At 28.1% G+C, this 6,508-nt stretch carries 6 protein-coding genes; 2 read left to right on the plus strand and 4 right to left on the minus strand.

Annotation, left to right across the window (positions count from 1 at the left end; all coding sequences use genetic code 11):
* The coding region (locus Q0352_RS06390; RefSeq protein WP_299525360.1) for an outer membrane beta-barrel family protein at positions 1 to 2,213 on the minus strand (2,213 nt) is incomplete at its 3' end.
* A 34-nt stretch (positions 2,214 to 2,247) separates the two neighbouring features.
* A complete protein-coding gene (locus Q0352_RS06395; RefSeq protein ID WP_299525363.1) occupies positions 2,248 to 2,376 on the minus strand; it encodes a hypothetical protein in 129 nt (42 codons plus the stop codon).
* A 201-nt stretch (positions 2,377 to 2,577) separates the two neighbouring features.
* On the opposite strand from Q0352_RS06395, the gene Q0352_RS06400 reads away from it, so the two are divergent.
* Positions 2,578 to 2,940, plus strand: coding sequence for a CoA-binding protein (locus tag Q0352_RS06400; protein ID WP_299525366.1), 363 nt, complete (start codon positions 2,578 to 2,580; stop codon positions 2,938 to 2,940).
* Positions 2,941 to 2,958: 18 nt separating this feature from the next.
* Here the strand turns inward: Q0352_RS06400 and Q0352_RS06405 are convergent, their stop codons facing one another.
* Positions 2,959 to 3,240: a chaperone modulator CbpM gene (locus tag Q0352_RS06405; protein ID WP_299525369.1), complete on the minus strand. Its 282-nt coding sequence runs from the start codon at positions 3,238 to 3,240 to the stop codon at positions 2,959 to 2,961.
* On the minus strand, positions 3,240 to 4,130 hold the full coding sequence (locus Q0352_RS06410; RefSeq protein WP_299525372.1) for a J domain-containing protein: 891 nt from the start codon (positions 4,128 to 4,130) through the stop codon (positions 3,240 to 3,242). The genes Q0352_RS06405 and Q0352_RS06410 overlap by 1 nt, the downstream gene beginning before the upstream one ends.
* Before the next feature lie 203 nt (positions 4,131 to 4,333).
* Here Q0352_RS06410 and Q0352_RS06415 point away from each other — a divergent pair, with 203 nt between their 5' ends.
* On the plus strand, positions 4,334 to 6,070 hold the full coding sequence (locus tag Q0352_RS06415) for an ABC transporter ATP-binding protein (protein ID WP_299525375.1): 1,737 nt from the start codon (positions 4,334 to 4,336) through the stop codon (positions 6,068 to 6,070).
* The last annotated feature ends 438 nt before the right edge of the window (positions 6,071 to 6,508 follow it).

The raw sequence follows: 6,508 nt of genomic DNA on the forward strand, positions 1-6,508 counted from the left end.
TTCATTCCTTCAAAAATATCATTTACTCGTAAGCTTATAGTACCTTTTCCATCTAACACATTTAAACTAGCGCCAGTATTTATCATCCACATTGGATCAACTTTAAACTGTATAGATTCTCCACCACCTCTGTACATTGCAAATAATTGAAAACGTAGATTTTTAGTTGCTTTGAAATTATTACTTACTCTAAAATTTACTGAATTATTTGTAATCTCAAGCTCTTCACCATTTGCAATTCCACTCTCTTTTTGAGTGTATAAATCGAAACTTGTATTTACTCTCCACCAATCTGCAAATTTATGATTGCTTGATATTTCAAACCCATAACGATTATTACTTTCAGTATTGAAATAAGATATTTCAACATTATTTTCATCAAATGGATCTTTGTTTAAAACTCTTGTTATGTTATCATTTACTCTTCTATAAAAAGTTCCTAAAGTAAATGAACCTTTTTCATATTGACGTGTATAGTTTAATTCAAATGAATTTGTGAATTGAGGTTTCAAATTTGGATTTCCAACAGAAGTAATTTGTGGCGTACTCCATTCTCTAATAGGATTTACTTGACCAATTGATGGACGATCAACTCTTCTACTATAACTTAATTGATATTGATTTTTTTCAGAAGGATTGAATGTTAAAAATGCGGAAGGATAAATTGAAAATATTTCATCAGTATAATTAGCTATTTCACTTCCTTTTACAAATGCTCCATCAACTTCATATTGCTCTAAACGAGCGCCTAATTGCATTGATAATTTATCAAATTTTTGATTAAAATTAACATAACCGGAATAAATACTTCTATCGTATTTAAATGAAGAATTATCTACATTTAGTTGTGTTGTGACTCTATTATTTTTTGTGTCATTTATCCTAACTTCAGCACCTAGCTCTAATTTAGAATTTTCTGAAAGTGGGTTTGTATAATCAATATTAAGCAACGTTGTACTTCTATCATTTTCAATTATATCATTGTAATTTAAGTACAAATCATTAGGGTCAATTAATTCATTATAATCTGTATTTTCTGGCTGGTCTGAATTTGAATAATTAGCTTCTAATTCTAAATTATGCCCTTTCTTTTCAAAATCTAATGTGTAATTTAAATTATAAGCAGCTGAATTGCTTTCACCGTTAACTACCATTGGGCTGTTAGTATCGAGAATTGAATTAAAATACACCATTGTATTTCCTCTAAAAGTATTGTCTGATTTATTTTGAGTTGTATAAAAAGAGATGGTATTTTTTTCATTTAAATATATATCAGCACCTATTTTTAGTAAGTGACTAATACCATTGTCTAAAAATAAAAAATCTTGAACGGAATTATTATCCAATCTAGTTACTTTACCATAATTTTCACTTTTACCATCGTTTATCCCATAGTTCGCAAAGAAATTCACTTTTCCAGTTTTTAAATTCATATCTAATGAACCATTAAAACGAGTGTTTTCTCCAACTGTTAAACCTGTGTTAACTGAACCGTTGAAACCTAAATTTGCATTTTTGTGTAAAACAATATTTATAATTCCGCTCATTCCTTCAGGATTGTATTTAGCAGAAGGATTGGTAATTAATTCTACACTTTTTATAGAAGTTGAAGGTATTTGTTTTAGCAACTGAGCAGCATCAATATTTGTTGGTTTTCCATCGACTAAAACGCGCACATTTTCATTTCCGCGAAGACTAATATTTCCTGTTTGACTATCAACTGAAACAGATTGTACATTATTTAATAATTCTGAGGCTGTTGTACCTGCCGAAGTTAAATCTTTACCAACATTAATAACTTTACGGTCAATTTTTTGCGTAACTGTTGAGGTTTCTGCAATAATAGTTACTTCATCTAATTTAGAAGCTTCTTCTTTTAAAGCAATAGTTCCTAAATCTATTCTTGAATTTGTTCTAGTTATTGAAATTTTTTTCACTTCAGTTTTGTATCCAATAAATTGTATTTCAACAATGCTTTCACCTTCGGAAATTTGCTTAATGATAAAACTACCATTATCGTCAGTTATTCCACCAGTAGTTATTTTATTGCTTGTGTCTTTTATTACAATGCTAACATAGGGTAGCGTTTCATTTGTAGTCGCATCTATAACCTTTCCTGAAATTGATCCGGTTTTTAGATTAGTGTTTGAAGGAAGTTGAGCAGAAATATTTATTGAAAATATGAGACTGCATATTATTAATATTTTTTTCATTTGATTTGAGTTTTTGAATAGTAGTTCAATAGTTTTAAATAAATCTTAATTGTGAAGAAGAAGAATATCGTCTTCTATTATTCCAATTTGTACGTTTTAAGTTTGTTATTAATTGAAACGTTGATTGACTTGTTGTACAGTTTTGTGTGTTTATTGATTTCATAATAGTTAGTTTTTAAGATTTTATATTGCAAATGTATATTATTTTATAGTACTATGTAAAGCAAAGTACTATTTTATGAAATATTTAACTTTTAATTGCTATTTATATTTACAAATAATAGTGTAAGCTTTGTTGTTTATAATAGACTACGTTAAAAAATATATGTTACTTTGTTTAACATATTTTAACAGACTTTAACAAATGAATAAGAAAACTTTAGTGTTAGGAGCATCAACAAATCCTAGTAGATACTCATATTTAGCAATACAGCGATTAATTTCTAATATGCATGAAGTTAAGGCTATTGGTAGAAAAGAAGGAGAAATTAATAGTGTTAAAATTCATACAACCAAAAAAATATTTAAAGATATTCATACCATTACTTTATATTTAAATCATAAAAATCAAGTTGAATTTTATGATTATATAATTAGTCTAAAACCTAAACGAGTTATTTTTAACCCTGGAACTGAAAATATTGAATTAGAAAATTTATTATTTAAAAATAATATTGCTTTTGAAGAAGCTTGTACTTTGGTGTTGTTAGGTATTGGAGAATATTAATAAATTAGATTGCTAATGTTACAATAGTTTATTTTTAGTTATGATTAATTCATTTTGTAATTCTTCAATTTTATTTAATAAATTAAACACAACATCAATTCCTTCAATATTAACATTTAGTTCTTGATGTATTCGAATCATTTTTTCAATATCTGTAATTTTATCTTCATGAATATATTGAGACTCTTCAACTGAAATAATTTCAATTAAGCCAAATTCATTTAAACTATTAATAAATGATATTTCAATATTATAATGTTTGCATAGTTTGCTAATATGTATAAAGTTTTTTGTGTTCATTACATTCTTAATTTAGAAAGTTCGGTGAATAATTCCTTTTCTTTTTCTGTGAGTTTTGTAGGTGTAATTATTTGATAAGTAATATATAAATCGCCAAAGGATCCTTCTTTTTTATAAATAGGAAAACCTTTTCCTTTTAGTTTTACTTTTGTTCCATTTTGAGTTTCAGGTTTTATTTTTAGTTTCACTTTACCATCAAAAGTATCTACGGTAATATCCCCGCCTAATAATGCCTTGTACAAATCTAAATCTACATTGGTATATAAATTATCATTTTCTAATTTAAACTTTGTATTATTAGTTATAGAGAATTTAATATGCAAGTCACCTTTTGGCCCTCCATTAACTCCTTCGCTACCGTGACCTTTAATTTTTATGATTTGCCCATTTCTCACTCCTGCAGGTATGGTGAGTCTTATGTTTTTTCCATTTATAGTTAATGTACGTTTATGAGTTTCATAAACATCTGTTAAGTTAAGTTGTAATTCAGCATGGTAATCTTGACCTCTAAATTTAATAGAATCTCTGCTGTTACTTGATGAACGGCCTCCAAACATGGATTCAAAGAAATCTGAATAATCTCCTTCGGAAAAACTACCACCAGTTGCTTGTTGTGAATTTCGTTGGTGTTGCTGCTGTTTTTCTGCTTTCTCAAACTGCTCAGCATGTTCCCAGTCTTTTCCATATTTATCGTATTTTTTACGATTTTCATTATGGCTTAATACTTCATTAGCTTCATTAATTTCTTTAAATTTTTTTTCAGCGTCTTTATTATTTGGATTTAAGTCTGGATGGTATTTTCTGGCTAATTTTCGGTATGCTTTTTTTATATCACTTTCTGTCGCATTTTTTGCAATACCTAATATTTTATAATAGTCTATAAAAGCCATTTTTTTAATTTTTTTGGATGTAGAATCTAATTTAAAGTTACGGATTAATTTTTATTAATTATGATGTTTGTATTCATAATTGTTTTAATGTTTTTAAATTTGATTTAATCTTAAATAGGAATATTTTGTTAATTTTCATCAAATTAGTTACTGCCTAATTGTCAATTTTACTATTTTGGCTTAATATTCGACTATAAAAAACTATGAGTAAAAATAAAGTATCATTTTATTGGGCATTTAAAGAATTTATTTGGCCAAGAAAGAAAATCGTTTTAGCAGGAATAATTTTAATAATTATAAGAAGTTTAGCGGGTCTTGTACTCCCATACGCTAGTAAAAATTTAATTGATGATGTTATACCATCACAAGATATAAATGCATTAACAACTTTACTAATAATTGTTTGTTTTGCCATACTTATACAGGCAGTCAGTTCTTTTTCATTAACACGTTTATTAAGTGTTGAAGCTCAGCATTTAATATCGCTTTTAAGGGCAAAAGTTCAAAAGAAACTACTAAAGTTACCTATAAGTTTTTTTGATAATAATAAATCTGGAGCGCTTGTTTCTCGCGTAATGACTGATGTTGAAGGTGTACGAAATTTAGTTGGAACCGGATTGGTACAACTAGTTGGAGGTACTTTTACAGCCGTTATATCATTGGTTATTTTGATTAAAATTAATGCTTTAATGACCTTTTTTGTGTTAGTTCCTGTTTCAATTTTTGCGATTGTAGCGATGAAAGCATTTGGATATATTCGTCCTATTTTTAGAGCACGTGGTAAAATTAATGCAGAAGTAACTGGAAGATTAACCGAAACATTAAATGGTGTACGCGTAATTAAAGGGTTTAATGCGGAAGATCAAGAAAATAAAACTTTTGAAAAAGGAGTAGAGAGATTGTACTTAAATGTAAAAAAGAGTTTAACAGCAACTGCTTTAATTACGAGTTCTTCAACATTTTTGTTAGGATTGGCATCTGCAGGAATCATGGGAATTGGAGGCTATTTTATCATGAAGAATACAATGACGTATGGTGAATTTATTTCTTTCACTTTGTTTTTAGGTTTTATGATTGCACCAATTGTACAAATGAGTAATATAGGAAGTCAGCTTACTGAAGCAATGGCAGGATTGGACAGAACTGAGGAATTAATGAATATGACGGAAGAAGACAATGAGGAAATTAGAACTATAAAATTAGATGCAATAAAAGGAGATGTGATTTTTAAAAATGTTTCTTTCAGTTATGAAGAAAATAAAGAAGTACTGCACAATATCTCATTTGATGCTCCTTCTGGAAGTGTTACAGCTTTGGTAGGTTCATCAGGTTCAGGAAAATCTACTATTGCAGGTTTGGCAGCAACTTTTTTAAACCCTTCTAAAGGAATTGTTTCTTTAGATGGTATAGATTTGGCCACTGTTAATTTAAGTAGTTTTAGAAGCAATCTTGGAGTTGTGCTTCAAGATGATTTTTTATATGAAGGAACTATTCGTGAAAATATATTATTTCCAAGACCAGATGCTAGCGAAGAAGAATTATTGAAAGCAGTAAAAGGTGCTTATGTAAATGAATTTACAGATAGATTTGATGACGGTTTAGATACAGTTATTGGTGAGCGTGGTGTTAAATTATCGGGTGGTCAGCGCCAGCGAATATCTATTGCAAGAGCATTGTTGGCAAACCCAAAAATTATTATTTTAGATGAGGCAACTTCAAATTTAGACACTGAAAGTGAGTCTTATATTCAGAAAAGTTTACAGGAATTAATGAAAGACAGAACAACTTTTGTAATTGCGCATAGACTGAGTACCATTCAGAAAGCAGATCAAATACTAGTTATTGAAGATGGAAATATTGTTGAACGTGGTAAACACGATGGACTAATAGCTAAAAAAGGCAGATATTTTGATTTATATACGTATCAAAGTAGGATTTAAATTATTCTGTTTTTTGGATAATTATGTATAAAGTAAAAAAGCTTCTCAATTTTTTGAGAAGCTTTTTTAATAGGTAGTACCTTAGAAATTATAATTTTTCAAAAATTCCTGAAATGAAACAGGTTGTAAATCCCTAGATTCATAATGTGCTACATACGTTTTATAGTTTTTCAAAGCAAATTCTTTAATAAATGTGGATGTTTTTTTTTCATCCTTTGCATGAATGATCATCTAATAAAAAAATTGAGTTAATGATTATTTGTTTAAAGGTCTAAATATAATTAAGATATGTTGAAAATCAAAGAGATATCTAAATTTTTATAAAAACACAAAGGATGATTTTGAAATGATAAATATTTAGTAACATATTCGCTACCAAGTTTTAACAGGTTGTTTTCAGCTTTAAATGGTCATTCAAAATTTTTATGAATAATTTCC

It is taken from the genome of uncultured Lutibacter sp. (genome assembly GCF_937891065.1).
In the GTDB taxonomy this organism is placed as follows: Bacteria; Bacteroidota; Bacteroidia; order Flavobacteriales; family Flavobacteriaceae; genus Lutibacter.